The following is a 25,051-nucleotide window of genomic DNA, read 5'->3' as shown; positions in this document are numbered from 1 at the left end:
TCATGGAAGCAGTTTCCCCCACCATCATCAACCTGATTATTTTTGTGCTGGCCATCTATGTGGGTTACCACGTGGTGTGGACGGTCACGCCGGCCCTGCACACGCCGCTGATGGCGGTGACCAACGCGATTTCGGCCATCGTGATCGTGGGCGCCATGCTCGCAGCCGCGCTGACCGAAACGCCGCTGGGCAAAACCATGGGCGTGCTGGCCGTGGCGCTGGCCGCCGTCAACATCTTCGGCGGCTTTCTGGTGACGCGCCGCATGCTGGAGATGTTCCGCAAGAAAGAAAAGAAAGCCGCCGCGCCCGCTGAAGGAGCCGCCAAATGAGCATGAACCTCGTCACGCTGCTGTACCTGGTGGCCTCCGTCTGTTTCATCCAGGCGCTCAAGGGCCTGTCGCACCCCACCAGCTCGATACGCGGCAACCTGTTCGGCATGGTGGGCATGGCCATCGCCATGCTGACCACGGCCGCGCTGATCGTCGAGATCTCGGGCGGCAAGGCCCTGGGCATGGTGTATGTCCTGGTGGGCCTGGTGGTCGGCGGAGGCTATGGCGCCTGGCGCGCCAAGACGGTCGAGATGACCAAGATGCCCGAGCTGGTGGCCTTTTTCCACAGCATGATCGGCCTGGCCGCGGTCTTTATCGCCGTGGCCGCCGTGGCCGAGCCCTATGCCTTTGGCATCGCGGCCAAGGGTAGCGCCATTCCCACCGGCAACCGGCTGGAGCTGTTCCTGGGCGCGGCCATTGGCGCCATCACCTTCAGCGGCTCGGTGATCGCCTTCGGCAAACTGTCGGGCACCTACAAGTTCCGCCTGTTCCAGGGCGCGCCGGTGCAGTTCGCCGGCCAGCACAAGCTGAACCTGGTGCTGGGCCTGCTGACCATTGGCCTGGGGCTGGTGTTCATGTTCACGGGCAGCTGGCCCGCGTTTTTTGCGATGCTGGCGCTGAGCTTCGTGATGGGCGTGCTTATCATCATCCCTATCGGCGGCGCCGACATGCCGGTGGTGGTGTCCATGCTCAACAGCTACTCGGGCTGGGCCGCGGCCGGTATCGGTTTTTCGCTGAACAACTCCATGCTGATCATCGCCGGTTCGCTGGTCGGCTCCTCGGGCGCCATCCTCTCGTACATCATGTGCAAGGCGATGAACCGCTCCTTCTTCAACGTGATCCTGGGCGGCTTCGGCGGCGAGGCCGGTGCCGCCGCCGCGGGCGCCAAGGAGCAGCGTCCCGTCAAGTCGGGCTCGGCCGACGATGCCGCCTTCATCCTGGGCAATGCCGAAACCGTGATCATCGTGCCGGGCTACGGCCTGGCGGTGGCGCGCGCGCAGCACTCGGTCAAGGAACTGGCGCAAAAGCTCATCGACAAGGGCGTCAACGTCAAGTACGCCATCCACCCGGTGGCTGGCCGCATGCCGGGCCACATGAACGTGCTGCTGGCCGAGGCCGAAGTGCCTTACGACCAGGTGCATGAAATGGAAGACATCAACGCCGAGTTCGGCCAGGCCGACGTGGCCATCATCCTGGGCGCCAACGACGTGGTGAACCCCGCCGCGCACGTCAAGGGCAGCCCCATCTACGGCATGCCCATCCTGGAGGCCTACAAGGCCAAGACGGTCATCGTCAACAAGCGCTCCATGGCGGCCGGCTACGCGGGCCTGGACAACGAACTCTTCTACATGGACAAAACCATGATGGTGTTCGGCGATGCCAAAAAGGTGATCGAGGACATGGGCAAGGCCATCGAATAAGCGCGGACTGGGAGTTTGCCCGCGGCCGTGCGCCGCGGGACTATCCACTTTAGAGGGGCTTCCCTTCTGATTTCCCGGCTTTCCTAGGGAAAACGCAATAGCCACGAAGAGGGCAGGCCGTGAGAATCCATGGCTGTAAGCAAAACGTAATGGAGAAGACAAACATGAATGCAGCGACCATTGACCGCCCGTGGCTCAAGGCCTACCCGCCGGGCGTTCCCACCGACATCGACGCGTCGCAGTACCCGTCGCTGGTGGCCTTGATGGAAGAAAGCTTCAAAAAGCACGGCAGCCGCGTCGCTTACAGCTTCATGGGCAAGGACGTCACCTTCGGCCAGACCGACAGCCTTTCGCTGGCCTTCGGCGCTTACTTGCAAAGCCTGGGCCTGGCCAAAGGCGACCGCGTCGCCATCATGATGCCCAACGTGCCGCAATACCCCGTGGCCGTGGCGGCCATCCTGCGCGCAGGTTATGTGGTGGTCAACGTCAACCCGCTGTACACCCCACGCGAACTCGAGCACCAGCTCAAGGATTCGGGTTCCAAGGCCATTGTCATCATCGAGAACTTCGCCAACACGCTGGAGCAGTGCATCGCCGCCACCCCGGTCAAGCACGTGGTGCTGTGCGCCATGGGCGACCAGCTCGGCATGCTCAAGGGCGCACTGGTCAACTACGTGGTGCGCAACGTCAAGAAAATGGTGCCGGCCTTCAACCTGCCTGGCGCCGTGCGCTTCAATGACGCGGTCGCGCAAGGCACACGGCTGACGCTCAAGCGCCCCGACATCAAGCCCGACGACGTGGCCGTGCTGCAGTACACCGGCGGCACCACCGGCGTGTCCAAGGGCGCGGTGCTGCTGCACCGCAACGTGATCGCCAACGTGCTGCAGTCCGAGGCCTGGAACGGCCCGGCCATGGCCAGCATGCAGCCGGGCCACCAGCCCACCTATGTCTGCGCGCTGCCGCTGTACCACATCTTCGCCTTCACCGTGAACATGATGCTGGGCATGCGTACCGGCGGCAAGAACATCCTGATCCCCAACCCGCGCGACCTGCCCGCGGTGCTCAAGGAACTCTCCAAACACAAGGTCAACAGCTTCCCGGCCGTCAACACGCTGTTCAACGGCCTGGCCAACCACCCGGACTTCAATACGGTGGACTGGGCGCACCTGAAGATCTCGCTGGGCGGCGGCATGGCCGTGCAAAGCGCGGTGGCCAAGCTCTGGCTCGAAAAAACCGGCTGCCCGATCTGCGAAGGCTACGGCCTGTCCGAGACCTCGCCCTCGGCCAGCTGCAACCCGACCAACAGCAAGGCCTTCACCGGCACCATAGGCGTGCCGATTCCCGGCACCTGGTTCAAGCTGCTCGACGACGACGGCAACGAAGTGCCGCAGGGCCAGCCCGGAGAGATCGCCATCAAGGGCCCACAGGTCATGGCCGGCTACTGGCAGCGCCCCGACGAAACCGCCAAGGTCATGACGCCCGACGGCTACTTCAAGTCGGGCGACATCGGCGTGCTTGATGAAAACGGCTTCTTCAGGATCGTCGACCGCAAGAAGGACATGATCCTGGTGAGCGGCTTCAACGTCTACCCGAACGAGATCGAGGACGTGGTGGCCAAGCTGGCCGGCGTGATGGAATGCGCCTGCGTGGGCGTGGCCGACGACAAGTCCGGCGAAGCCGTCAAGCTGGTGATCGTCAAGAAAAACCCGGACCTCACCGAGGCCCAGGTGCGCGAATACTGCAAGACCAACCTGACCGGCTACAAGCAGCCCAAGGTGGTGGAGTTCCGCACCGAGCTGCCCAAGACACCCGTTGGCAAAATCCTGCGCCGCGAGCTGCGGGACAAGAAATAGCCAACCGGCAAACCAGTTTTAGGACCTGCAAAGGTTTTCTAGAGGGCGGCGCGAGTCGCCCTTTTTTGCGCCCGTGCTTTATGGGCACAATCCCTTCATGCCGATTTCCCAGACCGCCTCAAACGCCCCGGCCCCCATCGCCATCCTCAGCGCCCTGCTGCAGGAGCAGCAAGGGCTGATGGAGTTGTTGCACCGGCCGCACAAGGTGACGCACGCCGGTCGCGACTTCTGGCTGGGCGAGCTGCACGGCCGGCCCGTAGTGCTGGCCTTGTCGAAAATCGGCAAGGTGGCGGCCGCCACCACGGCGACCGCGCTGATCGAGCGCTTCGGCGTGCGCCGCATGGTGTTCACCGGCGTGGCTGGCGGCCTGGGCGCAGGGGTGAATGTGGGCGACATCGTGGTGGCCAGCGATTTTGTGCAGCACGACCTCGATGCCTCGCCGCTGTTTCCGCGCTACGAGGTGCCGCTGTACGGCCGCAGCCGCTTTGAGGGCGATGCGGCGCTCACGGCCTTGCTGTTCAGCGCGGCCTCGGCGGCGCTGCATGATGGCGGCGCCAGCGCGGCCTTCCCGGGCGCGCGCGTGCACCAGGGGCTGATCGCCAGCGGCGACCGTTTTGTCTCAGGCGCCGGCGAGTCGCGAGGCCTGCATGCCGCGCTCACGGGCGCGGGCCATGAGGTGCTCGCGGTCGAGATGGAGGGTGCGGCTGTCGCGCAGGTGTGCCACGACTACGGTGTGCCCTTTGCGGCCGTGCGCACCATCTCGGACCGTGCGGACGACAGCGCGCATGTGGATTTCCCGCGCTTCATCGAGGAAGTGGCGAGCCGCTATGCGCATGCGATTGTGGAGAAGCTGCTGCTGTCGCTGGAGCCTTGACCGCGGCGGGGAAGCGTCAGCCCGCGCCGTGGCACTTCTTGTATTTTTTCCCGCTGCCGCAGTAGCAGAGGTCGTTGCGCCCCGGCGTGGCCTCGGCGCGCACGGTCTCCACTTTGGGCCCCAGCGTCTTCCACAGCTCGCGCAGGTCGTACACCGCCCAGATGGCCTCGCCGAAAGCATTGAGCCGGGCGATGCTGGTGCTGGGCGCGCCGTCTTCGCTCAGCGGTGAGACTTCGGGCGCGGCCGTGTCGTCCTCGGTCATGGCCACCACGGCCTGCAGCGCGCCGTCCAGCCATTTGGCGGCATCCTTGTCGCGCGGCGCCAGCCATTCGTCAGGCCAGCTTTCGACCGCGAACATAAAACCCAGCGCCCAGACCTGGGCAAAGGCCGGCAGGTCCTCGCGCTTGAAGGCGGCGCGTTCCTCGGGCGCCATTTCGGCCACGGCGCCGCGTATGTCCATCACCTCGGGGTGGTAGCAGTTGTCGTCTTCCAGCGAGTCGACTTCCGAATCCAGCGCGACGGCAACTTCCTGCCAGCGCCGGTTCCAGAGCGTGAGGAAGCGCTCACGTTGGCTATCGTCCGCGAAGGAGCCGCCTTCCGGGTCCGGCGCCTCGCCCTCGGCGGGCACGGCCAGCAGCACGGGCAGGTATTCGGCGGCGGCGATAGGCCGGCGCGAGCAGATCACGGCGGCCATAAAACCTTCGCAAAACTCCCACTGTGGCGTCTCGTCGTAGCGGGTGCGCAAGTCGTCGAGGATGGCGTCGAGCGCGTCAAAGTCCTCGGCTTCGAGGAAAGCCTGCTCGGGTGCGGGCGTTGAAAGTGTGGCGGGTTTGGGGGTGGGCTTCATGAAAAACAGTCCTGAGCCTCACGCGAGGCTCTTATGATGCAAAGTGTATCTGCCGCATCGCGGTTATTCTGCCCCTCCCCACGGAAGCGCCACCATGTTTCTCCAGCGTCTGGATGCCCGGTTCCCGGTTCGTTACTCCTTCATGGCCTTGTGCGCACTGGGCGTGCTGCTGGCGCTGCTCAGCCTGGCGGTCTTCGGTGTGGGCCGGCTGACCTTGCTGGCCCTGCTGGCGTTCATCGCGCTGGTTGGCGTGGGCGTGCACGACCTGCGGCAAACCCGGCACGCGGTGCTGCGCAACTACCCGGTCATAGGCCATATGCGCTTTCTGTTCGAGTTCATACGGCCCGAGATGCGCCAGTATTTCATTGAAAGCGACAGCGAGGCCACGCCGTTTTCGCGCGCCCAGCGCTCGCTGGTCTACCAGCGCGCCAAGGGCGAGCCCGACAACCGGCCCTTCGGCACGCAGCTCGACGTGGGCGCGCAGGGTTATGAATGGGTCAACCATTCGATGTCGCCGACCAAGCTGGCCTCGCACGACTTCCGCGTCTGGATAGGCGGCTCGCCCGAGCATCCCTCGCCCTCGGTCGAGCCCTGCACCCAGCCCTACCATGCCAGCGTCTTCAACATCTCGGCGCTGAGTTTCGGCTCGCTGTCGGCCAATGCCATCATGGCGCTCAACAAGGGCGCCAAGCTGGGCGGCTTCGCGCACGACACCGGCGAGGGCTCGATCTCGCAGCACCACCGGCTGCACGGCGGCGACCTGATCTGGGAAATCGGCTCGGGTTACTTCGGCTGCCGCAACGAGGACGGCAGCTTCAGCGAGGAGCGTTTCGCCGCCAACGCGCGCGACCCGCAGGTCAAGCTGGTCGAGATCAAGATGAGCCAGGGCGCCAAGCCCGGCCACGGCGGCATCCTGCCCGGCCCCAAGGTCACCGCGGAGATCGCCGCGGCGCGCGGCGTGCCGCAAGGCAAGGACTGCATCTCGCCCTCCAGCCACAGCGCGTTTTCCACCCCGGTGGAAATGATGCATTTCATCGCCCGGCTGCGAAAGCTCTCGGGCGGCAAGCCGACCGGCTTCAAGTTCTGCATAGGCCACCCCTGGGAGTGGTTCGCCATCGTCAAGGCCATGCTGGAGACAGGCATCACGCCGGACTTCATCGTGGTGGACGGCGCCGAGGGCGGCACGGGCGCCGCACCGGTGGAGTTCACCGACCATGTGGGCGCGCCGCTGCAGGAGGGCCTGCTGCTGGTGCATAACACGCTGATCGGCGTGAACCTGCGCAGCCGCATCTCCATAGGCGCAGCCGGCAAGGTCGTCAGCGCCTTCGACATGGTGCGGCTGATGGCGCTGGGCGCCGACTGGTGCAACGCCGGGCGCGGCTTCATGATGGCGCTGGGCTGCATCCAGGCGCAGAGCTGCCACACCGGCAAATGCCCGACCGGCGTCACCACGCAGGACCCGGTGCGCCAGCAGGCCCTGGTGGTGCCCGACAAGGCCGAGCGTGTGCGAAACTTCCACCGCAGCACGCTGCATGCGCTGCAGGAGCTGGTGCAGGCCGCGGGCCTGTGCCACCCGCGCGAGGTCAACGCCCACCACATCGTGCGGCGCCTGACCGACACCGAGGTGCGGCTGCTCAGCAACCTGATCATGCGGGTGGAGCCCGGCGCGCTGCTGGGCTCGCTGGAAAAACAGAACACGGTGTTCAGCTACTACTGGCCGCTGGCCAGCGCGCACAGCTTTCGCGCCAACGGCGCGGCCATGCAGGCGCCGGCCGGGCCGGACGGCGCTGCGGTTTCGGGCGCCAGCGTCGCGGCGGCCTGAACAGGCCTGCTGCCGCTAAGCCCGCAGGGCGCTCTGCGCCCTGACGCCGAGGCTGCCTAGCCGTTTGGCCATGGAGAGCACGTCGCGGTCCTTGCTCAGCAGCGTCGCTTTCACCGCAACCGCCAGGTCTATGAATTTCTGGTCGTCGGCATCGCTGCAGGTCACAGCCGCCTTCGCGGCCACCTCCGCCAAGCGTGCATGCCGGTCAAAGGCCGCGAGCACGTCGTCGGCGCTCAACTGGTAAAACGCCAGCCGCGGCGCGATCTGCGGGTAAGCCAGCACGCGCGCGAGTTCGTCGCGCATGGGCGCTGTGGCCAGCCAGTCGAGCTCGCCGGCTTGCAACGCCTGCCTCAGCGGCTGCGCGGTCGCATCGTTGAAGACAAACAGGTCAAGGACGATGTTGGTGTCCAGCACCACGGGCTGGCGCGCCACTGCGGTCACGGCGCCGGCTCGCGCGCCGCGCCCGGCTTGCCGCGCGCGGAGCCGGCCACCATGTCGAAGCGGAACAGCCGGCATTCAATCGGGCCGTTCCACATGGGCACGCGGCGCGATTCCTTCAGGCGCATCTTGCCGGGCAGCTTGAGGTCGGGCGTCAGCACGTGGGCCGTCCAGCCCGCGTAATTTTTCTTCCAGTGCGCGGCCAGCTGCGGAAAGAAGTCGGCGGCTTCCTCGCCCCAGGCGTTCTGCGCCTGTTCGCGGCCCGGGTTGGCTGAGCGGTCGCGTGAGGTCTCGAAGGCGGGCTCTTCACGCGTGTCGCCGCTGTCGGGCCTCAAGGGCTGGCCGAACTCGTCGATGGGCTGGTTGCGATGGTCGTGCTGCACGCGCCCTTCGGCATGTCCTTGCTGGCGGCGCTGGTCGCGGCCCTGCACGCCGGTGATGCCGGCCACACCGGCGACGTCGATGCGCTCGCCATAAGGCGGGTTCACCAGCATCACGCCCGAAGGCGCGGGCGGCATGCGCTGCAGCGCGTCGCCGCCGCGGAACTCCACCGCATTGGCCACGCCGGCACGTTCGGCATTGCGCTCGGCGAAGTCGACCATGCGAAAGGACACGTCGCTGCCGAACACCGGCGCCGTGGGCTCCGTGATGGCGGCTTCGGCCTGGTCCAGCAGGCCGTCCCACACATGGCCCTGGAAGGGCAGATACTTCTGGAAAGCAAAGCGCCGGTTGATGCCGGGCGCGATGTTGCAGGCGATCTGCGCCGCCTCGATGGCGATGGTGCCCGAACCGCAGCAGGGGTCGTAGAGCGGCACGCCGGTTTTGCACAGCTGGTCCCAGCCGCTGGCGGCAATCATCGCGGCGGCCAGGGTTTCCTTCAGCGGCGCGTCGCCCTTGTCCTCGCGCCAGCCGCGCTTGAAGAGAGGCTCGCCCGAGGTGTCGATGTAAATCGTGACAGTGTCCGTCGTCAGGTGCACGTAGACACGCACGTCGGGCCAGCGCGTGTCGACGCTGGGCCGCACGTCGTCGAACTTGGCGCGAAAACGGTCGGCGATCGCGTCCTTGATCTTCAGCGCCGCGAAGTTCAGGCTGGTCAGCGGGCTGTGCTGGGCGGTGATCTCGACCTTGAAGGTCTGTTTGGGCGTGAACCAGATCTCCCAGGCCACGTTGGCGGCGGCGTTGTAGAGGTCTTGCTCGCCGCGGTACTGGTTGTGCTGCAGCTCGATCAGCACGCGCTGCGCCAGGCGGCTGTGCAGGTTGAGCTGCAGCGCGTCGCGCCAGGAGGCCTGCAATTGCACACCGGCGCGCCAGGCCTTGCCCTGGATGCCGGTGATGCGCTGCACCTCGGCGGCCAGCAGGGCCTCGACGCCCGCGGCGCAGGGTAAAAATAACTGAAGTTGGTTCATGTCGGACTCTTCAAGGGACTGCTAGAAATTCGATTATCGGGATGCAGGGCAAGGCGCACGGAGCGCAGGAACCGGAATGCACTTCGGTGCATGAGGATTCCGAGCACCGCGCAACGCCGCCATGCGCCCGAGAATCGGATTTATAGGGACTTGCGTAGGTTGGCGGGGGCGATGCGCAAGGCCTCGCGGTACTTGGCCACGGTGCGGCGCGCGCATTCAATGCCCTGCTCCTTGAGCATTTCGGAAATCTGGTTGTCGCTGAGAGGTTTTTTCGCGCTCTCGGAGGAGACGAACTGCTTGATCAGCGCGCGCACCGCCGTGCTTGAGGCGTTGCCGCCGGTTTCGGTGCCCAGCGCGGAGCCGAAGAAATACTTCAGTTCAAAGGTGCCGAAGGGCGTGCCCATGTACTTGGCGGTGGTCACGCGTGAAATCGTGGATTCGTGCAGGCCCAGTTCGTCGGCGATTTCGCGCAGCACCAGCGGGCGCATCGCGAGCTCGCCGTGCGTGAAGAAACTCTTTTGCCGCTCGACGATGGCGCTGCTCACGCGCAGTATGGTGTCAAAGCGCTGCTGGATGTTCTTGATGAACCAGCGCGCCTCCTGCAGGCGCTGCTGCAGCGCCTGGCCGTCCTGGCCCTTGTGCTGCTTGAGGGCGTTGGCGTAGATGTCGTGCACGCGCAGGCGCGGCATCACGTCGCCGTTGAGCGTGACCTTGAAGCCCCGGCCCGACTTCACGACGATGACGTCGGGCACGATCAGGTTGCGCTCCACGTTCACGAAGCGGCGCCCGGGTTTGGGGTCGAGCCGGCCTATCACGGCGATCGCGCCCTTGATGGCCGCCTCGGTGAATCCGCACAGGTAGGACAGGCGCTTGACGTCGCGCTTGGCCAGCAGCTCCATGGGGTGCTTGCACACGGCGATGGCGGCGCGGGTCTCCTCGCAGTCCTTGCAGTCGAGCAGCTGCAGGCCCAGGCATTCGGCCAGGTTGCGCGCGCCCACGCCGGCCGGCTCCATGTGCTGCAGCAGCTTGAGCGCCATGGCAAAACGCTGCTCGAGGTCCTCGGCCTGTTCCAGGTCGCCGCCGGCCAGGCCGGCCGCGAGCGAGGCCAGGCTGTCCTCGAGGTAACCGTCGTCGTTGAGCGACTCGATCAGGAAATGCAGGGCCGCGCGGTCTTCCTCTGAGAGGCGCAGGCCCAGCGACTGGCGGTGCAGGTGGTCTTGCAGCGACTCATGGCCGCCCGTGAGGTCCGAGGCCTCGGCCTCGCTTTCCTCGTTGTTGTTCTTGCGCGCAGGCGCATCGCTGCCCCATTCGCTGTCATCGGGCGTGGTCTCCACCGTGCCGTCGCCTTCCCAGCTTTCCTCGAGCTTGGGTTCCGCGCTGACCTCGGCTTCGCCGGCCGCTGAAAGGCCCGCGTCTTCCGCGCCGCCGCCGGCCGTTGCATCGGCGGCGGATTCAAACTCGCGGCTGTCCTGGCTGACCGGCGTGTTGACATGCTCCAGGCCGAACTCCTCGCGCGCCGCGGTTTCGTCCGACACCTCGAGAAACGGGTTTTCGTCGAGCATCTGCTCGACTTCCTGGCTCAGCTCGAGCGTGGACAGCTGCAGCAGGCGTATCGACTGCTGCAGCTGGGGCGTCAGCGCAAGATGCTGCGAGACGCGTAGCGAGAGACCTTGTTTCAAGGACTCCCCCCCGTTGGATGCTCACTTCGTGTAGCACCCTCCCCCCTACAGGGGGCGGCGCCTGTGGCCTGGCAAAGCCAGTTCCACGGCCCCCGCTTGAAAGACGATGGCAGGCGTGTCAATGTGGCGACGGCACTCTCGGAAGCCCGCACGTTAAGCGCGATGAACAACAAGGGGGAAACCATCTCTACATCTTGAAGTGCTCGCCCAAGTACACGCGGCGCACATCGGCGTTGTTCACGATCTCGGACGGCGTGCCCTGGGCCAGGACATGCCCGTCGCTGATGATGTAGGCGTGGTCGCAGATGCCCAGCGTTTCGCGCACATTGTGGTCGGTGATCAGCACGCCGATGCCGCGCGACTTCAGGAAGCCGATGATGCGCTGGATCTCGATCACGGCGATCGGGTCTATGCCGGCGAAGGGTTCGTCAAGCAGGATGAAGCGCGGCTGGGTCGCCAGGGCGCGGGCGATCTCGACGCGGCGGCGTTCACCGCCCGACAGCGCCGGCGCCGGCGAATGGCGCAAATGGTCCACCCGCAGGTCCTGCAGCAGGGCATCGAGCCGCGACTCGATGTCGGCGCGGCCCAGCGGCTTGCCGTTCGCGTCCAGCTGCAGTTCAAGCACGGCGCGCACGTTTTCTTCCACCGTGAGCTTGCGGAAAATCGAGGCTTCCTGCGGCAGGTAGCTCAGGCCCAGGCGGGCGCGCAGGTGAATCGGCATGTGCTCGACCGACTGGCCGTCGATGGAAATCTCGCCGGCGTCGGCGCGCACCAGGCCCACGATCATGTAGAAGGAGGTCGTCTTGCCGGCGCCGTTGGGGCCCAGCAGGCCCACGACCTCGCCCTTTTGCACGGCCACCGAAACGTCCTGCACGACCTTGCGGCTGCCGTAGGATTTTTGCAGCCCCTGCGCCACCAGGCGGCTGGGGGTTGCGGCCTTGGCCGCCGAAGTGTCAGTCACCACATCCATCTGTGCAGGTTCTTTCTATTTCTTTTCACTGCCCAGCGTGGTGCTGGGGCGCAAGGCAGCGGGCGGGGCTGCGGGGGCGGGCGCGGCGCCCGGGGCCGATGCGGCGGCGCGCGGCGAGAGCATGGCGCGTATGCGCCCGCTCGGGTTGGCGGCAGTGCTGTTCTGCGCGCCGCCGTCCACGGTGAAGACGTCGGTGTTGTTGTCGTAGACGATCACGGCGCCCGTGGTTTCATCCACCAGGGTGGCGCCGTTGTAGCGGCGCACCACGGCGCGCTTGATGAATTTGACGAGGTCGGCGCGGCTGTCGTATTCGATGCGCTCGCCCTCGCCTTCGATGTATTCGTCCACGCCGTCGCGTTTCTTGCGGTAGAAAGCCAGCTTGCCGGGCGCCGCGATGGCGATCGCCTGCTGGTAGCCCTCGGGGTCCTGGCTCACGTCGACCCGCGCGCCGCGCACGATGGTCGTGCCCTTGGTGATCACCACGTTGCCGGTGAACACGCTGGTCTGCTTCAGGTCGTCATAACGCAGGGCGTCGGCCTCCGCGTTCATGGGCTTGTCCCGGTCGGCTTTTTCGGCCCAGGCCGGAAACGCCGCCCCCAGCGCCAAAGCGGCCGGCAGGACGAGGGAATAAAGGGGGTGTTTCATAAGGCACGAATCTTGCTGCGTTGGGTTGGGCCATTGTAGCCATGCAAGCTGTGGGAATGGCTTGCACGGGTGAATATTAGGGGCATAAAAAAACCCGCCTGGATCGAGGCGGGTTTTTCGGCGTGGGCCGCTGCGGCCCTGGACGGCCGCCTTATTTCCTGGTGCGCGATTGCGCGATCAGGTAATCCGTGACTTGCAGCGCGCGAGCCATGCTCTGGGACAGAGTGGCCGAGGTGTAATAACGCCCCGCAATGCCCAGCGCCGGCACGCCGTCGACCTTGTAGATGTCCTGCAGCTGCGTCGCCTTGCGGGCCTTGGTGGTGACGGTGAAGGAGTTGTACATCTCGACGAACTTGGCCTTGTCCACGCCCTGCTTTTCGGCCCAGGCCGCGATGGAGTCGGCCGTGTTGAGCGTTAGTTTTTCCACGTGGATGGCGTAAAACACCTTTTTGTGGAGTTCCTCGACCTTGCCCATGGCCTCGAGCACATAAAAAAGGCGCTGCTGGGGTTCGAAATCGGGGCGGAAGGCCACCGGCACGCGCCGCACGGTCACATCCTTGGGCGCCTGCTTTATCCAGGCCTCCAGCGTCGGCTCAAAGGCATTGCAATGCGGGCAGCTGTACCAGAAGAACTCCACCACCTCGACCTGGCCCGCAGGGACCTCGGTGGGCGCCGGCTTGTCCAGCGTCAGGTAGTCGGCGCCGTCCTTGAAGGCCCTGGCCTGGGCTTGCGCCAGCGTGGGAAGGGCGATGCCGCCCAGGCTGGCGACGGCCGCCGAGGCGGCTGAAAACGAAAACTCACGGCGTTGCATCAGATTCTTCTCCTGGTATGACGGAAATGTTGGGTAAGCCGCCCCTGCGGACGGCGGCCTCGTGGTGCGGGGCACAGGGGTTTGTACACCAGCCCCGTGAAAAGTTCAGCTTATTGGCAGCGCGGGGGTCAGCGCTGCACGCGAACCAGCGCCGTCTCAATGGAATTGTTGTCCAGCCGCTCCTTGGCCTTGTCGGCGTCTTCCTTTTTGTCGAAAGGCCCGAGGCGCACCCGGTACACAGTGCGGCCGGCCTGCTCGCGCTCGGTGACCTTGGCCTGCATGCCCAGCAGCAGCAGCTTGGCGCGCTGCTGTTCGGCGTCTTCAGGCGTGCGGAAGGCGCCGGCCTGGATGAAGTAGCTGAAAGGGTCCACGCTGGGGCCGGACGACAGGCCTTCAACCTTGGCCTTGGCCAGGTCGCCCAGCGGGTCGGCCGCGGGGGCAGGTTTGGCGGCGGCTTTGGCAGGCGCCGAGGCGGCGGCCTTGGGCGCGGCGGGATCGGGAACGGCAACGCCGGTCACCTCGCTGGCGGCCGGGGCCGGCGGTTTGGGCTGGTTCTTGCCGGCCAGCGGCGCGTTCGGGTTCCAGTCCTTGTTCTTCTTGGCTTCCGCGGCGTCGCTGTCGGGATTGCGCGCCTGACTCTTGTTCATGAAGGGCACGGGCACCTTGGTGATGTAGACCGCCACAGCCAGCGCGGCGCCCAGGCCTATCAGCGCGCCAATGATCAAACCCAGCAGCGTCCCGCCTCGTTGTGTATTCATACCCTTGCCCACGTTCATTGCCTTGTCCTGAAAATCCGGTTGCTACCGGCGTTCTTACATCTTGCGCGGGGCGCTCACGCCCAGCACCGCCAGGCCATTGTGCAACACCTGCGCGGTCGCCGCGACCAGTGCCAGCCGGGCGCGCTTGACGGCCTCGTCATCGACCAGGATGCGCTCGGCATCGTAATAGCTGTGGTAGCAGGCGGCCAGCTCGCGCAGGTAAAACGCCACGTCGTGCGGCGCCAGGCCGGCGGCCGCATTGGCCAGCATCTCGGGGTATTTGGCCAGCAGCAGCATCAGCGCCTGGGCCTGGGGGCTGTCCAGCGCCGAGAGGTCAGCAGACTTCAGGCTGGCTTCGTCGCCACCCTGCTCGGCCCAGGTGGTGAGGATGGAGCAGATGCGCGCGTGCGCATACTGCACGTAGTACACCGGGTTCTCATTGTTTTTGGCCAGCGCCAGGTCGATGTCGAAGATGTACTCGGTGTCCGGCTTGCGGCTGAGCAAAAAGAAACGCACGGCATCGGCGCTGGTCCATTCGATCAGGTCGCGCAGCGTGACGTAGCTGCCGGCACGCTTGGAGATCTTGACCTCCTCGCCGTTGCGCATGACGCGCACCATGGTGTGCAGCACGTAATCGGGGTAGCCCTGGGGAATGCCCTCGCCGGCGGCCTGCAGCCCGGCGCGCACGCGGGCGATGGTGCCGTGGTGGTCCATGCCCTGGATGTTGATCGCCTTGCCGAAGCCGCGCTCCCATTTGGCCAGGTGGTAGGCCACGTCGGGCACGAAATAGGTGTAGCTGCCGTCGCTCTTTTTCATCACGCGGTCTTTGTCGTCGCCGTAGTCGGTCGACTTCAGCCACAGCGCGCCGTCCTGCTCATAGGTCTTGCCGGCGCTTTTCAGTTTTGCCACCGTGGCGTCGACGCGGCCCGAGCTGTACAGGCTGGACTCGAGGTAATAGTTGTCGAACCTGACCGAGAAGGCCTTGAGGTCCAGGTCCTGCTCGTGGCGCAGGTAGGCCACGGCGAACTGGCGTATTGAGTCCATGTCCTCCACGTTGCCCGAGGCGGTGAACTCGCGGTCGTCCGACTTGACGGTCTTTTTCGCCAGGAAGTCGGCCGCGATGTCGGCGATGTAGTCGCCGTTGTAGGCCGATTCGGGCCAGCCGGCGTCGCCGGGCTTGAGGCCCTTGGCACGCGCCTGCGTGCTGGCGGCCAGGGTCTGGATCTGCACGCCCGCGTCGTTGTAATAGAACTCGCGCCAGACCTGCGCGCCCTGGGTGGCGAAGAGGTTGCAGATCGCGTCGCCCAGCGCGGCCTGCCGGCCGTGGCCCACATGCAGCGGCCCGGTCGGGTTGGCCGAAACGAACTCGACGATCATGCGCCGTCCGCTGCCCGCCGCTTGTGTGCCGTAGGCGGTGCCGGCCTGCAGCACCTCGCGCACGGTTTCCTGCTTGGCGGCGGGCTTGAGGCGGATGTTGATGAAGCCGGGGCCGGCGATCTCGATGGCGTCCACCCAGCGTTCGAAGGCCGGGGCCTTGAGCAAAATGGCGCGCAGGTTTTCGGCGAGCTGGCGCGGATTGAGCTTGAGCGGCTTGGCCAGCTGCATGGCGGCCGTGCAGGCGAAGTCGCCGTGGGCCGCCACCTTGGGGGATTCAAACGCGGCTTTGTCGCCCGCGCCGGGGGAAAGTTCTTCCAGGCCCGCGGCCAGGGCCGCGAGCAGGTCTTTTTTAATCGAGAGCATGGGCTGATTTTACGGTTAAGCCATGCGCCGCCCGGCGCGCGCGCATGCCCGGTCATCGAATTTGCCTGGCCCGGCGTTATGTGTTGGAATTCCAGCCGGAACTCAATCCCGATTCCCAACCCATTGGAGCCACCATGAAAAAGCTGTTATCCCTGACCGCCTTCGCTTTTGCCGCCACCATGATCCTGTCTCCGGTGGCGCATGCCCAGGACGCTCCCGCCAAGACCGCGCAGCAAACCAAGATGGGCACCTGCAACAAGGATGCCGAGGGCAAGAAAGGCGACGAGCGCAAGGCCTTCATGAAGGAATGCCTGAGCGCCAAGAAGGCCACGCAGCAAGAAAAGATGAAGACCTGCAACGCCGACGCCAAGGGCAAAAAAGGCGATGAACGCAAGGCTTTCATGAAAGAGTGCCTGAGCAAGTAAAGCCGCTCCACTTCTCACAAACCACAAAAAGCCTGCCGGGGACGACCCGGCAGGCTTTTTTTTGCCCGCCTCAGTCCTGCAGCAGCTGCGCTTTCGCCGCCTGCCTGACGGCCTGCGTAAGCCGCTGCGCCGCCAGCGGCTCGCGCGTCCAGTGCTGCCAATAAAGCCGCACGTCGACCGCGCAGCCCGGCAGCACCTCCTGCAGCGGCGGGCGGTGCGCGCGCGCCGCCAGCAGGATGTCGGGCACCATGCCCCAGCCCATGCCCAGCTCCAGCGCGAGCTCGAAGGCATCGACGGCCGGCACAAAGTGGCGCGGGTAAAGCGCGCCCTTGAGCTTGAAATGCTGGGCCAGGAAAGTGTCCTGCAGCGCGTCCTTGCGGTTGAAGATCACGGCCGGGCTGGCCAGCAGGCGGTGGGCCAGGCGGTTCGGCCCTGCCGCCTTGCCGCCCGCAGCGGGCTCGTTCCACTGCGCGAGCAGCGCCGGCGAGGCCATGCAGCGGTAGCGCATCACGCCCAGCGGCTCGGCCACGCAGCCGCGCATGGCCTGGGCCAGCGTGGTCACGCAGCCGGTGACGTCGCCGCTCTTGAGCGCGTCGTGGGTGTGGTCCTGGTCGTCCACCACCACATCCAGCAGCAGGCCGTGGCCCTGCAGCACCGGCGCCACGCCGGGCAAAAACCAGCTGCTCAGGGAGTCGGCATTCACCGCCACGCTCAGGCTTTGCAGGCGCCCGGCCTTGCCGCCGCCCTGCAGGCCCGCGAGCAGGTCGGACTCCATCAGCCGCAACTGCCGCACATAGCCCAGCAGGGCCTGGCCGGCCGGCGTGGCGCGCACCTGCTTGCCCCGCACCAGCAGGCGCTGGCCCAGCTCGCCTTCCAGCGACTTGATGCGCAGCGAGACGGCGGCCAGCGTCAGGCTCAGGGCTTTGGCGGCCTCGCCAAAGCTGCCGTGCTCAATCACGGCGGCGAGGGCATCGAGTTGTCGGGCGTCGAGCATGGTTGAGCGTAAATCAAGTATTAATTGATAAACCTGAGTTTTAGTTAATTCGGTTTAAGCATTATGGGCTTTGCCCGACACTGCGTGCAAGCCGACTTTCTTGAACCTTTGAAGCAACCACCATGAACCCGCTTGCCGCCCCCGCTTTCCTGACCGGTATGGTCCTGAGCCTCTCGCTGATCATGGCCATAGGCCCGCAGAACGCCCATGTCATACGCATGGGCCTGCTGCGCCAGCACCTGTGGCTCACGGTCGCGCTCTGCGTGTTGACCGACGTGGCGCTGATCGCCCTCGGTGTGATGGGGCTGGCGCAGCTGGGCGGCCTGTCCGACAAGCTGCTGGGCGCGATGACCGGTGCGGGCGCGCTGGTGCTGCTGGTCTATGGCGCCCAGGCGATGCGGCGCTTTTTGCAACCGGCACCGCAGGCGGCTGACGGTGCGCCGGCCGAGGCCGAGCTCATTTCGCGCCGCAAGGCGGTGGGCCTGGCGCTGGCGCTGTCCTGGCTCAATCCCCATGCCTGGCTGGACACGGCCGTGGTCATAGGCACGGCCTCGCTGGCCTATGCGCAGCCCGACAACGCTGTGTTCGGCCTGGGCGCCATCACCGGTTCGCTGCTGTGGTTCACCGGCCTGGGTGTGGCGCTGTGGTGCGTGGGCCGCAGGCTCAATTCACCGGCCGTCTGGCGTGCCATGGATTTGCTGGTGGCGTTGATGATGTGGGGCACGGCTTTCTGGCTGGTGCGAGGCTTGCTTTAAAAATCGGGGTGCGGCGCCAGCGGTTCAAAATAGGGGTTTTGCTGAAACAGCCGCCCAAGGCTTCGATGCATGGGTGGCCGCCGTGCTGCATGGGGGCACGCTGCAGCACGGGTCTTTGGTCGCAAAAGGAAGCGTATGGGGGTGTTCAACTGGTTGAGAAACGGCATCTTCACCGCGGAGAATGAAGCGAGCCCTGCTGGAGCGCCGGAAAGTGCGCGCGGCACATCGACGGCATCCGACCCAACATCCCAAGGCGATATTTTGAGGCGCCGCGGAAATGCCTTTCTTGCCGAAGGCAAGCTGGACCAGGCATCAAGCAGCTATCGCGAAGCCATTGCGGTCAACCCGCTGGACGCCGACGCCTGCCTCAATCTCGGGTTTGCCCTCGGTGAACAACAGCATTATCAAGAGGCGGAACACGCGCTCCAGCGGAGCCTGGAGATCAATCCGGCACTGGCCGACGCCTTTTATCTTCTCGGCGTCATCGCCAAGAAGCAGGGCAGGGCAGCGATCGCCATAGAAAACTTCGTTCGAGCGCTCGATCTCAAGCGGGATTTTGAGAGGGTTTATGGCGATTTGTGCCAGATGCTGCTGGAAAGCGGGCAAATCGAGCGCGCCAAGGAGATTGTGCTCAAAGGGATCGCTGCATGCCCGGAGGTGGCGGATTTTCACGCGCATCTTGGCCAGCTGTATGCATACGAGAACGATTTGCCGCGGGCAATCCAGCATTTTCAGAGCGCGTTGCGGCTCAGCCCGGATCATGCACAGGTTCATGGCAGCCTTGGGAGCGTGTTCCGCAGATCCAACCGGCTTGAGGATGCAGTGGCAAGCTACGACAAGCTGGTCAGCCTGAACCCGGCCTCCGCGGAGGCTTTCAACGACCGCGGCATTGTGCTTGGCGCGCTTGGCCGGCATGAAGAGGCCTTGGCGTCCTTTGAACAGGTATTGGCGCTGGAGCCTCGGCATGCCAATGCATTGGGGAACCTTGGTGAAATGTTGGGCTGCTTGCGCCGGCATGACGATGCCGCGCGTACCCTCGCGCGATTGATCGACATCGAGCCGGAATATCCCTATGCCGTTGGAAACCTGTTTGCCTCGAGGATGTACTCGTGCGATTGGTCGCGGCATGAGTCGGACCTGGAGCGCTTGAACAGTGCGGTCATGCAGGGAAAAAAGGCTGCCGAGCCATTCACCCTGCTGGCGGCGACAGAGTCAATGGCCGCGCTGCTGCAGTGCGCGCGGACAAATGTTGCTGATGCCTGTCCGCCCTCCGACAAGCCCTTGTGGAGCGGCCAGCGCCACGCGCATGACAAGATCCGGGTGGCCTATCTTTCCGCGGATTTCCATGACCATGCAACCGCCTATTTGATGGCTGAACTGTTTGAGCGCCATGACCACCAGCGGTTTGAGATCGTCGCGCTATCGTTTGGCCCTGATTCCAAAGGAGCGATGCGCCAGCGCTTGCTGCGTTCGTTTGACCGGTTTGTTGACGTTCGGGCAAAGAGCGACCGGGAGGCGGCCGGATTGCTCAGGGACATGGAAATCGACATCGCGATTGATTTGAAGGGATTTACCACGGATGGCCGGCCCGGCATTCTGGCCCAGAGGCCCGCTCCAGTTCAGGTCAACTATCTAGGCTTTCCCGGAAGCATGGGCGCGGAATATATCGATTACATCCTCGCGGACCGCTACGTTGTTCCCGAGGAGCACCAGCGGTTTTATTCCGAAAAAGTCGTATGGCTGCCGGATAGCTATCAGGCCAACGATACGCGGCGACAGATTGCCAAAACAACGCCCACTCGGGCGGAATGCGGGCTGCCGGCGTCCGGTTTTGTGTTTTGCTGCTTCAACAACAACTACAAAATCACGCCCGCTGTATTTGATGTCTGGATGCGCCTGCTGACCGAAGTCAGCGGCAGCGTATTGTGGTTGCTGCAAGACAATGCGGCCGTTCCGCGGAATCTGCGTTCCGAGGCACTGCGGCGCGGTGTCGCCGCGCAGCGATTGGTCTTTGCGCCGCGGCTGGACCTGGACAGGCACCTGGCGCGGCACCAAGTGGCGGATTTGTTTTTGGACACGCTTCCCTGCAACGCGCATACAACTGCCAGCGATGCCCTATGGGCCGGTTTGCCCGTTCTGACCTGTATGGGGACGACGTTTCCTGGCCGGGTGGCCGCCAGTTTGTTGAACGCGGTGGGATTGCCTGAACTGGTCACTGAAAACCTGGCGGACTATGAGGCTTTGGCCCTGAAGCTGGCAAGATGCCCAGAGCTGCTGTCAGATATTCGCGCCAGGCTGTCGCGAAATCGGTCTGAATATCCATTGTTCGACACAAAGCGCTTTTGTTCCCACATTGAGTCCGCGTACACATTGATGTGGGAAAGACATCAGCGCGGAGACCCGCCGGCCAGTTTTGCGGTTCCCTCCATGCATTAGGCCCTAGCCAAAACCCCGGGCCAGGAACACCGCCACCAGCGGGATAAAAGGCAGGATGTGCGCCTGCACCATCACCAGCCGGCGCGCTTTCTTGACCTCCACCGCGTCGGGCAGGGCGCCATTGGCGCGCAGCGCGCGCCGCCAGCGCACAAACATCAGCGTCGGCTTGATGGAGATCAGTCCAATCACCAGGAACATGGCCAGCTTTAAATAAAGCAGGGGATTGTGCGCATACCAGGCCGCGCCTTTGCTGCCCAGGAACACGCGCGCCAGGCCGGTCGCCAGGACCAGGCCCGCGGAGATGCCGTAGACCATGTCTATCTTGCCCAGCCTCTCGACCACGGCGGCGTTCAGCCATTCGACGCGGCACAGCGCCGCCTCGCTCGCGAGAAAAACCACCATGGTGAGAATCGCCAGCAGGTGGGCATAGGCCAGCAGGGCTTCGAGCGTCATCGCGGGGTCCTTTTTCCTTGTTGGGGTTATCAGGGCTTGGGTGCGGCGGTAGCCGCCGGGGTGCGCCAGAACTCGGGCTGGCTGTAATGGTGCTTGAGGAAGTCTACCCACAGCCGCACCCGCAGCGGCAAATGTTTGCGCTGTGGGAACACGGCGTAAATGCCGTTGGGCGGCGCGGCAAAGTCTTCGAGCACCGCCGTCAGCCGCCCGGCGGCGATCTCCGATTCGACCTCCCAGGTGCTGCGCCAGGCGATGCCGCAGTCGGCCAGGCACCAGTCGTGCAGGACCTGGCCATCGGAGCAATCGAGCGGCCCGCCCGGCTTGAGGTGCACCAGCTCGCCGCCCACCTGGAAGGCCCAGCCCCGCGTCTGCGAGGCATCGCTGGACAGCGTGAGGCAGTCAAAACGCGCCAGCTCGCTGGGGTGCTGCGGCGTGCCGTGGGTCTTGAGGTAGCGCGGCGTGGCCACGCATAGGCGCCGGTTGTCGGCCATGCGCACGCTGACCAGCGAGGAGTCGGGCAGGTCGCCCACGCGCACCGCGCAGTCAAAGCCCTCGCCCGCCAGGTCCACCACGCGGTCGCTGAGGTTTAGCGAGATCGTCACGTCGGCATGCTGCTCGCGAAAGCGGGTCACCAGCGGCGCGACGTGCCGGCGCCCGAAGCCCGCCGGCGCCGTGATGCGCAAATGGCCGCTGGCCTTGACGCCGCCGGCCGACACGCTGGCCTCCGCATTGGCCAGGTCGGCCAGCAGGCGCTGGCAGTCTTCGAGGAAGGCGCTGCCTTCATGCGTGAGCGCGATGCGCCGCGTGGTGCGCACCAGCAGCTTCACGCCCAGCCGCTCTTCCAGCGCGTCCAGCCGCCGGCCCATGATGGCCGGCGCCACGCCCTCGGATTTGGCGGCCGCCGTCAGGCTGCCGCGCGCCACCACCGAGACAAAGGATTCCAGCTGTTTGAGTTTGTCCATGCGCCTTCATTATGCGCATGAATGTCAGTAATCAACAGAGAACCGCTGCTTATTCCGCTGTTCACTCTGGAGTGTCGTGTGAATACAAAAGCTGGCCTGGCGCGGGCAGTTCCGCCGCCAGCACGCTACCGGTCTGCGATTCCGTCATGAGCAGCTCGCGTGTGTCCGCCCGGCCGGGGGGCGCTCAAGAGGCCGGCTCAGTCCGGCTTGACGTGTGCAAGCTGGATCACCTTGCCCCATTTGTCCTGCTCCATGCGCTGGAACGCGGCCAGTTTCTCCGGCGTGCCTCCGGCGGGTATGGCGCCCAGGTCCGTCAGGCGTTTGGCCACCGCCGGCTGTTTGAGCGCCGCGTCCACCTCGGCGGACAGGCGCTTGACGATGTCGGGCGGCGTGCCGGCGGGTGCATAGAGCGCATACCAGGACGAGGCCTCGAAGTCCTTCATGTTCAGCGCCTCCGCGACCGTGGGCACATCGGGGTACTGCGGCAGGCGTTGCGCGGTGGTGACGCCCAGCATCCTGAGCTTGCCGCTTTTCACAAAGGGCGTGCTGGTCAGCAGGGTGTCGAACATCAGCTGCACCTGGCCCGCCACCACGTCGCCGATGGCGGGACCCGAGCCCTTGTAGGGAATGTGCGTCATGAAAGTGCCTGTGCGGTACTTGAAGTACTCCGGCACCAGGTGTGAGGAGCCGCCGTTGCCGGCCGACGCAAAATTGATCTTGCCGGGGTTGGCCTTGAGCCGCTCCACGAGTTCCGGCAAGGTCGCCACCGGCAGCACCCGCGGATTGGCCACCACCACGATAGGCACGGTCACCACCAGGGACACGGGCGCGAAATCCTTGTTGGCGTCGTAGGGAATCTTCTCGTGCAGCCTGGGGTTGATGGCCATGGTGCCTATGCTGGCCATCATCAGGGTGTAGCCGTCCGCCGGTGCTTTGGCCGCCTCGCCCACGCCAATGAAACCGTGGCCGCCCGCCTTGTTTTCCACAATCACCGGCGTCTTGAGCGACTCGCCGATGGCCTGCCCCAGGACGCGCGCCGTGATGTCGGTCGGCCCGCCCGCAGGGAAGGGCACGATGATGCGTATCGGCTTGGCGGGCCAGGCGGTTTGCGCCCAGGCCGTGAGCTGGGCCAGGCCCAGGCCTGCGGCCAGCAAAACCGCTTTCAGGTTTTTGTTCATGTCTGTCTCCGTGGGTGTTCTGTGGTTTTGTTCTGGAATGCTCAGCGCGTGATGCCGCCGGCCTGCAAGGCCGCGATGGCCTCGCTTGAATAGCCAAGCTCCTGCAGCAGCTCCCGCGTGTGCTCGCCCAGCCGCGGCGGGTTCATGCGCACGCCCGGCCGTTCCCCGCCCAGCGTGAGCGGCAGCAGCACGGTGGAGGTGGTTTGCCCCGCGCGTTCGCCGTCAGCCAGCGTGATGGGCGCCAGGCCGCCGGTGGCCTTGAGGTGCGGGTCCTCGAACAGGTCTTGCGGCCGTGTGATGGGGGCGAACGGCAGCGCGTGTTTTTCGAACACAGCGCCCAGCTCGGCGGCGCTGTGCCCCGCCAGCTGCGAGCGCAGCAGCGGCATCAGCCAGTCGCGCGCGCGCACGCGGTCGTTGTTGCTTTGCAGCCGCGGGTCGGCCCGCAGCTCCTGCAGGCCGAAGGCCTCGCAGAAAACCGCCCACTGCGTGTCGCTGACCACGGCGAGGAAAATCTGCTCGCCGTCCTTGACCGTGAACACGTCGTACACCGCCCAGGCCGAAATCCGGCTGGGCATGGGCGCGGCGGGCTGGCCGGTCACGGCGAACTGCATCATGTGCTGGGCCACCAGGAACACGTTGTTCTCGAACAGCGCGGCCTGCACTTCCTGGCCCTTGCCGGTTTTTTCGCGCGCGGCCAGCGCCGCCATCGCGCCTATCGCGCCGAACATGCCGCCCATGATGTCGTTGACGCTGCTGCCGGCGCGCAGCGGGTCGCCGGCGCGGCCCGTCATATAGGCCAGGCCGCCCATCATCTGCACCACCTCATCGAGCGCCGTGCGGTGGTCGTAGGGGCCGGGCAGGAAACCCTTGTGGCTCACGTAGATGAGCCGCTCGTTGAGCCGCGAAAGGCTGGCGTAGTCCAGGCCCAGCTTCTTCATGGTGCCGGGCTTGAAGTTTTCGCTGACCACGTCGGCCGTGGCGACCAGCTTGAGCACCAGTTCGCGCCCTTCGGGCGTCTGCAGGTCCACGGCAAGGCTTTTTTTGTTGCGGTTGAACATGGGGAAAAAGCCCGCGCCCGAGCCGATCAGCTTGCGCGTGTTGTCCCCGGCAATCGGCTCGACCTTGATGACCTCGGCCCCCAGGTCGGCCAGCAGCATGCCGCAGGTCGGCCCCATGACCATGTGGGTGAATTCGACGACGCGCAGGCCCGCGTAGGGCAGTTCCCTGGCGGGCCCGTTCGGTGGCGCGCTGGTATCAGACATGGACGGCTCCTTGCACAAAGCCCTTGGGCAAACCCGCCTCGGGTGTCATGCCGTAAATCGCCTCGCCCGGCAGCCCGGCCCGCAGCGGTTCCCGTGCGGCCATCAGCCTGGCGAGGTCCACGCCGGTGGCAACACCCATGGCCTCGAACATAAAAACCAGGTCTTCGGTGACCACATTGCCCGAGGCGCCCGGCGCATAAGGGCAGCCGCCCAGGCCGCCCAGGGACGAATCAAAGGTGCGCACGCCTTCCTCGTAGGCGGCCAGGCAGTTGGCCAGGCCCAGGCCGCGCGTGTTGTGCATATGGGCCGCGCCGGCGTGTTCGCCGATTTCCGTGCGCAGCCGGCGGAACAGGCGTCTGACCTGCGCCGGGTTGGCGTAACCCGTGGTGTCCGAGAGGCCCGACTCGTCGGCGCCCGCGGCAATGCACTGCGCGGCCAGGCGTATCACCTCGTCCTCGGCGACCTCACCCTGCAGCGTGCAGCCGAAGGCGGTGGAAATACCGGCCTCGACTTTCACGTGCGGCGCGGTGTCGCGCCGCAGCGCTGCGATGGCGCGCACCTCTTCGACCATCTCCTCGCGGGTCTTGCGCACATTGGCCAGCGAATGCGCGGCGCTGGCCGACACCGGCAGGGTAAGCTTGTGCACGCCGGCCGCCAGGGCCGCCTGCGCGCCGCGCAGGTTGGGCACCAGCGCCATGACGGTCAGGCCGGGCAAGGTCAGGGCATGCCGCACCACCTCGGCGGCGTCGGCCATCTGCGGCAGCAGCCTGGCCGGCACAAACGATGCGACTTCGATCTCGCGCAGGCCGGCTTCGTAAAGGGCGCTGATCCAGCGCAGCTTGTGCGCCGTCGGCATCACGGCCTTGACCGACTGCAGTCCGTCGCGCGGGCCGACTTCGCTAATCAACACCTCGGGAGGCGGCCGGGATGCCCGGGAGGCACTTGCATTCAGGGTCATAGTTCTGTAGGATGGAATATAGTTCTCTCTAATGA

General features: G+C 65.5%; 23 protein-coding genes. 8 read left to right on the top strand and 15 right to left on the bottom strand.

Annotated features, from left to right (window positions below; translation table 11 throughout):
• The first annotated feature begins 2 nt into the window (after positions 1 to 2).
• The 4 genes from AC1DUN_RS19335 (at position 3) to AC1DUN_RS19320 (ending at position 4,477) form a co-directional block, all read left to right on the top strand.
• Positions 3 to 329: an NAD(P) transhydrogenase subunit alpha part 2 gene (locus tag AC1DUN_RS19335; RefSeq protein WP_074580127.1), complete on the top strand. Its 327-nt coding sequence runs from the start codon at positions 3 to 5 to the stop codon at positions 327 to 329.
• Complete coding sequence (locus tag AC1DUN_RS19330) at positions 326 to 1,750, top strand: NAD(P)(+) transhydrogenase (Re/Si-specific) subunit beta (RefSeq protein WP_477715380.1); 1,425 nt, start codon at positions 326 to 328, stop codon at positions 1,748 to 1,750. The genes AC1DUN_RS19335 and AC1DUN_RS19330 overlap by 4 nt, the downstream gene beginning before the upstream one ends.
• Before the next feature lie 164 nt (positions 1,751 to 1,914).
• Positions 1,915 to 3,603: a long-chain-fatty-acid--CoA ligase gene (locus AC1DUN_RS19325; protein ID WP_477715379.1), complete on the top strand. Its 1,689-nt coding sequence runs from the start codon at positions 1,915 to 1,917 to the stop codon at positions 3,601 to 3,603.
• 97 nt (positions 3,604 to 3,700) lie between these two features.
• Positions 3,701 to 4,477, top strand: a complete 777-nt coding sequence (locus AC1DUN_RS19320; RefSeq protein WP_477715378.1) for a 5'-methylthioadenosine/adenosylhomocysteine nucleosidase — start codon at positions 3,701 to 3,703, stop codon at positions 4,475 to 4,477.
• Between the two features lie 16 nt (positions 4,478 to 4,493).
• Here AC1DUN_RS19320 and AC1DUN_RS19315 read toward each other — a convergent pair whose 3' ends face one another.
• Positions 4,494 to 5,324, bottom strand: coding sequence for a YecA/YgfB family protein (locus tag AC1DUN_RS19315; RefSeq protein WP_477715377.1), 831 nt, complete (start codon positions 5,322 to 5,324; stop codon positions 4,494 to 4,496).
• Between the two features lie 94 nt (positions 5,325 to 5,418).
• Here AC1DUN_RS19315 and AC1DUN_RS19310 point away from each other — a divergent pair, with 94 nt between their 5' ends.
• Positions 5,419 to 7,146 (top strand): FMN-binding glutamate synthase family protein, encoded by a 1,728-nt coding sequence (locus tag AC1DUN_RS19310; protein ID WP_477715376.1) that lies wholly within the window; start codon positions 5,419 to 5,421, stop codon positions 7,144 to 7,146.
• A gap of 15 nt (positions 7,147 to 7,161) precedes the next feature.
• On the opposite strand, the gene AC1DUN_RS19305 is transcribed toward AC1DUN_RS19310, so the two are convergent.
• The 8 genes from AC1DUN_RS19305 to argS form a co-directional block, all read right to left on the bottom strand.
• Positions 7,162 to 7,587, bottom strand: coding sequence for a putative toxin-antitoxin system toxin component, PIN family (locus AC1DUN_RS19305; RefSeq protein WP_477715375.1), 426 nt, complete (start codon positions 7,585 to 7,587; stop codon positions 7,162 to 7,164).
• Positions 7,584 to 8,990, bottom strand: coding sequence for a THUMP domain-containing class I SAM-dependent RNA methyltransferase (locus AC1DUN_RS19300; protein WP_477715374.1), 1,407 nt, complete (start codon positions 8,988 to 8,990; stop codon positions 7,584 to 7,586). The genes AC1DUN_RS19305 and AC1DUN_RS19300 overlap by 4 nt, the downstream gene beginning before the upstream one ends.
• 140 nt (positions 8,991 to 9,130) lie before the next feature.
• Positions 9,131 to 10,669: an RNA polymerase factor sigma-54 gene (locus AC1DUN_RS19295; protein ID WP_477715373.1), complete on the bottom strand. Its 1,539-nt coding sequence runs from the start codon at positions 10,667 to 10,669 to the stop codon at positions 9,131 to 9,133.
• Between the two features lie 187 nt (positions 10,670 to 10,856).
• Entirely contained in the window at positions 10,857 to 11,639 is a 783-nt protein-coding gene (gene lptB, locus AC1DUN_RS19290) for an LPS export ABC transporter ATP-binding protein (protein ID WP_477715372.1), read from the bottom strand.
• 15 nt (positions 11,640 to 11,654) lie between these two features.
• The gene (gene lptA / locus AC1DUN_RS19285) at positions 11,655 to 12,284 is read right to left on the bottom strand and encodes a lipopolysaccharide transport periplasmic protein LptA (protein ID WP_477715371.1); all 630 of its coding nucleotides are present in this window, start codon (positions 12,282 to 12,284) and stop codon (positions 11,655 to 11,657) included.
• Positions 12,285 to 12,435: 151 nt separating this feature from the next.
• Complete coding sequence (locus tag AC1DUN_RS19280) at positions 12,436 to 13,095, bottom strand: thiol:disulfide interchange protein DsbA/DsbL (protein WP_477715370.1); 660 nt, start codon at positions 13,093 to 13,095, stop codon at positions 12,436 to 12,438.
• Between the two features lie 128 nt (positions 13,096 to 13,223).
• A complete protein-coding gene (locus AC1DUN_RS19275; RefSeq protein WP_477715369.1) occupies positions 13,224 to 13,853 on the bottom strand; it encodes an SPOR domain-containing protein in 630 nt (209 codons plus the stop codon).
• A 54-nt stretch (positions 13,854 to 13,907) separates the two neighbouring features.
• Positions 13,908 to 15,593, bottom strand: a complete 1,686-nt coding sequence (gene argS, locus AC1DUN_RS19270) for an arginine--tRNA ligase (RefSeq protein WP_477715368.1) — start codon at positions 15,591 to 15,593, stop codon at positions 13,908 to 13,910.
• A gap of 134 nt (positions 15,594 to 15,727) precedes the next feature.
• Here argS and AC1DUN_RS19265 point away from each other — a divergent pair, with 134 nt between their 5' ends.
• On the top strand, positions 15,728 to 16,018 hold the full coding sequence (locus AC1DUN_RS19265; RefSeq protein ID WP_477715367.1) for a PsiF family protein: 291 nt from the start codon (positions 15,728 to 15,730) through the stop codon (positions 16,016 to 16,018).
• A 70-nt stretch (positions 16,019 to 16,088) separates the two neighbouring features.
• Here the strand turns inward: AC1DUN_RS19265 and AC1DUN_RS19260 are convergent, their stop codons facing one another.
• Complete coding sequence (locus AC1DUN_RS19260) at positions 16,089 to 17,012, bottom strand: HTH-type transcriptional regulator ArgP (RefSeq protein WP_477715366.1); 924 nt, start codon at positions 17,010 to 17,012, stop codon at positions 16,089 to 16,091.
• Positions 17,013 to 17,134: 122 nt separating this feature from the next.
• Here AC1DUN_RS19260 and AC1DUN_RS19255 point away from each other — a divergent pair, with 122 nt between their 5' ends.
• Both AC1DUN_RS19255 and AC1DUN_RS19250 read left to right on the top strand, forming a co-directional pair.
• Complete coding sequence (locus tag AC1DUN_RS19255; protein WP_477662887.1) at positions 17,135 to 17,767, top strand: LysE/ArgO family amino acid transporter; 633 nt, start codon at positions 17,135 to 17,137, stop codon at positions 17,765 to 17,767.
• Positions 17,768 to 17,902: 135 nt separating this feature from the next.
• On the top strand, positions 17,903 to 20,203 hold the full coding sequence (locus AC1DUN_RS19250; RefSeq protein WP_477715365.1) for a tetratricopeptide repeat protein: 2,301 nt from the start codon (positions 17,903 to 17,905) through the stop codon (positions 20,201 to 20,203).
• Positions 20,204 to 20,206: 3 nt separating this feature from the next.
• On the opposite strand, the gene AC1DUN_RS19245 is transcribed toward AC1DUN_RS19250, so the two are convergent.
• From AC1DUN_RS19245 to AC1DUN_RS19225, 5 genes are all read right to left on the bottom strand, one after another.
• Positions 20,207 to 20,656: a DUF2214 family protein gene (locus tag AC1DUN_RS19245; protein ID WP_007872710.1), complete on the bottom strand. Its 450-nt coding sequence runs from the start codon at positions 20,654 to 20,656 to the stop codon at positions 20,207 to 20,209.
• A 29-nt stretch (positions 20,657 to 20,685) separates the two neighbouring features.
• Positions 20,686 to 21,618, bottom strand: a complete 933-nt coding sequence (locus AC1DUN_RS19240) for a LysR family transcriptional regulator (protein WP_477715364.1) — start codon at positions 21,616 to 21,618, stop codon at positions 20,686 to 20,688.
• A 197-nt stretch (positions 21,619 to 21,815) separates the two neighbouring features.
• Positions 21,816 to 22,796 (bottom strand): Bug family tripartite tricarboxylate transporter substrate binding protein, encoded by a 981-nt coding sequence (locus tag AC1DUN_RS19235; protein ID WP_477715363.1) that lies wholly within the window; start codon positions 22,794 to 22,796, stop codon positions 21,816 to 21,818.
• 41 nt (positions 22,797 to 22,837) lie between these two features.
• Positions 22,838 to 24,058 (bottom strand): CaiB/BaiF CoA transferase family protein, encoded by a 1,221-nt coding sequence (locus tag AC1DUN_RS19230; RefSeq protein WP_477715362.1) that lies wholly within the window; start codon positions 24,056 to 24,058, stop codon positions 22,838 to 22,840.
• Positions 24,051 to 25,016, bottom strand: coding sequence for a hydroxymethylglutaryl-CoA lyase (locus AC1DUN_RS19225; RefSeq protein WP_477715361.1), 966 nt, complete (start codon positions 25,014 to 25,016; stop codon positions 24,051 to 24,053). Before AC1DUN_RS19225 ends, AC1DUN_RS19230 begins: the two co-directional genes overlap by 8 nt.
• Positions 25,017 to 25,051 lie beyond the last annotated feature (35 nt).

This window comes from Polaromonas sp. P4_F6 (assembly GCF_056401275.1).
This window is presented reverse-complemented; position numbering and strand designations above follow the sequence as displayed.

Excerpts from the sequence above, each read along its gene's own strand:
- AC1DUN_RS19310 (WP_477715376.1), top strand. The coding sequence starts at position 5,419 with ATGTTTCTCCAGCGTCTGGATGCCCGGTTCCCGGTTCGTTACTCCTTC.
- AC1DUN_RS19325 (WP_477715379.1), top strand. The coding sequence starts at position 1,915 with ATGAATGCAGCGACCATTGACCGCCCGTGGCTCAAGGCCTACCCGCCG.
- AC1DUN_RS19280 (WP_477715370.1), bottom strand. The coding sequence starts at position 13,095 with ATGCAACGCCGTGAGTTTTCGTTTTCAGCCGCCTCGGCGGCCGTCGCC.
- AC1DUN_RS19245 (WP_007872710.1), bottom strand. The coding sequence starts at position 20,656 with ATGACGCTCGAAGCCCTGCTGGCCTATGCCCACCTGCTGGCGATTCTC.
- lptA (WP_477715371.1), bottom strand. The coding sequence starts at position 12,284 with ATGAAACACCCCCTTTATTCCCTCGTCCTGCCGGCCGCTTTGGCGCTG.
- AC1DUN_RS19330 (WP_477715380.1), top strand. The coding sequence starts at position 326 with ATGAGCATGAACCTCGTCACGCTGCTGTACCTGGTGGCCTCCGTCTGT.
- lptB (WP_477715372.1), bottom strand. The coding sequence starts at position 11,639 with ATGGATGTGGTGACTGACACTTCGGCGGCCAAGGCCGCAACCCCCAGC.
- AC1DUN_RS19275 (WP_477715369.1), bottom strand. The coding sequence starts at position 13,853 with ATGAATACACAACGAGGCGGGACGCTGCTGGGTTTGATCATTGGCGCG.
- AC1DUN_RS19300 (WP_477715374.1), bottom strand. The coding sequence starts at position 8,990 with ATGAACCAACTTCAGTTATTTTTACCCTGCGCCGCGGGCGTCGAGGCC.
- AC1DUN_RS19255 (WP_477662887.1), top strand. The coding sequence starts at position 17,135 with ATGAACCCGCTTGCCGCCCCCGCTTTCCTGACCGGTATGGTCCTGAGC.
- argS (WP_477715368.1), bottom strand. The coding sequence starts at position 15,593 with ATGCTCTCGATTAAAAAAGACCTGCTCGCGGCCCTGGCCGCGGGCCTG.
- AC1DUN_RS19240 (WP_477715364.1), bottom strand. The coding sequence starts at position 21,618 with ATGGACAAACTCAAACAGCTGGAATCCTTTGTCTCGGTGGTGGCGCGC.
- AC1DUN_RS19230 (WP_477715362.1), bottom strand. The coding sequence starts at position 24,058 with ATGTCTGATACCAGCGCGCCACCGAACGGGCCCGCCAGGGAACTGCCC.
- AC1DUN_RS19250 (WP_477715365.1), top strand. The coding sequence starts at position 17,903 with ATGGGGGTGTTCAACTGGTTGAGAAACGGCATCTTCACCGCGGAGAAT.
- AC1DUN_RS19335 (WP_074580127.1), top strand. The coding sequence starts at position 3 with ATGGAAGCAGTTTCCCCCACCATCATCAACCTGATTATTTTTGTGCTG.
- AC1DUN_RS19260 (WP_477715366.1), bottom strand. The coding sequence starts at position 17,012 with ATGCTCGACGCCCGACAACTCGATGCCCTCGCCGCCGTGATTGAGCAC.
- AC1DUN_RS19320 (WP_477715378.1), top strand. The coding sequence starts at position 3,701 with ATGCCGATTTCCCAGACCGCCTCAAACGCCCCGGCCCCCATCGCCATC.
- AC1DUN_RS19235 (WP_477715363.1), bottom strand. The coding sequence starts at position 22,796 with ATGAACAAAAACCTGAAAGCGGTTTTGCTGGCCGCAGGCCTGGGCCTG.
- AC1DUN_RS19225 (WP_477715361.1), bottom strand. The coding sequence starts at position 25,016 with ATGACCCTGAATGCAAGTGCCTCCCGGGCATCCCGGCCGCCTCCCGAG.
- AC1DUN_RS19315 (WP_477715377.1), bottom strand. The coding sequence starts at position 5,324 with ATGAAGCCCACCCCCAAACCCGCCACACTTTCAACGCCCGCACCCGAG.
- AC1DUN_RS19265 (WP_477715367.1), top strand. The coding sequence starts at position 15,728 with ATGAAAAAGCTGTTATCCCTGACCGCCTTCGCTTTTGCCGCCACCATG.